The sequence below is a fragment of the Streptococcus pseudopneumoniae genome, from assembly GCF_001072315.1.
Lineage (GTDB): Bacteria > Bacillota > Bacilli > Lactobacillales > Streptococcaceae > Streptococcus > Streptococcus pseudopneumoniae_R.
The window spans coordinates 1-784 of sequence record NZ_JVLI01000197.1; the positions used below are offsets into that span (position 1 = coordinate 1).

1 protein-coding gene is annotated in these 784 nt (G+C 36.0%); it reads right to left on the minus strand.

Annotation, left to right across the window (positions count from 1 at the left end; translation table 11 throughout):
- Positions 1–784, minus strand: a protein-coding gene (locus tag ADH54_RS11630; RefSeq protein WP_239682668.1) for an IS630 family transposase whose coding sequence is annotated in 2 segments (ribosomal slippage) — positions 1–478 and positions 478–784 — 785 coding nt annotated over the 2 segments. Because the reading frame shifts where the segments join, the coding sequence is not laid out codon by codon here. This gene is flagged as partial in the annotation.

Genomic DNA, 784 nt, shown 5'->3' on the forward strand with positions numbered 1-784 from the left:
GGTAATACCTTTTTGAGGTGCTTTTTGATATGAGCCCATGTTTTCTCAATAGGATTGTACTCAGGTGAGTAGGGAGGAAGAGGTAAAAGTTTATGCCCAAACTCTTCACACAAGAGTTCTAGCTTGCCCATTCTATGGAATCTTGCATTATCCATAATAATAACTGATGGTGTGTTTAATGTTGGTAAATGAAACTTCTGAAACCAAGCTTCAAAAAAGTCGCTCGTCATTGTTTCTTGGTAAGTCATTGGAGCGATTAACTCACCATTTATTAACCCTGCAACCAAAGAAATCCTCTGATATCTTCTTCCAGATACTTTACCTCTTATTAACTGGCCTTTTAATGAGCGACCATATTCTCGATAAAAATAAGTATCGAATCCTGTTTCATCAATATAAACAGGTGCTAGGTGCTTTAAACTATTAAAATTATTAAGAAATAAAGCTACTTTTTCTGGGTCTTGTTCATAGTAGGTGTGGTTCTTTTTTTTCGAGTGTAGCCCATAGCTTTGAGAGCATAGTGGATAGTAGTTGGATGACAATCAAATTCAGCAGCTATTTCAGTCAAATAAGCGTCTGGATTGTCAGTAAGATAGTTTTTCAGTCTATCTCTATCAACCTTTCTTGGTTTTGTTCCTTTTACTTGATGGTTTAGCTCTCCTGTCTTCTCTTTTAGCTTTAACCAGCCATAAATGGTATTACGTGAGATTTGGAAAACGTGTGATGCTTCTGTTATACTACCTGTTCGCTCACAATAAGAGAGAACTTTTTTACGAAAATCTAT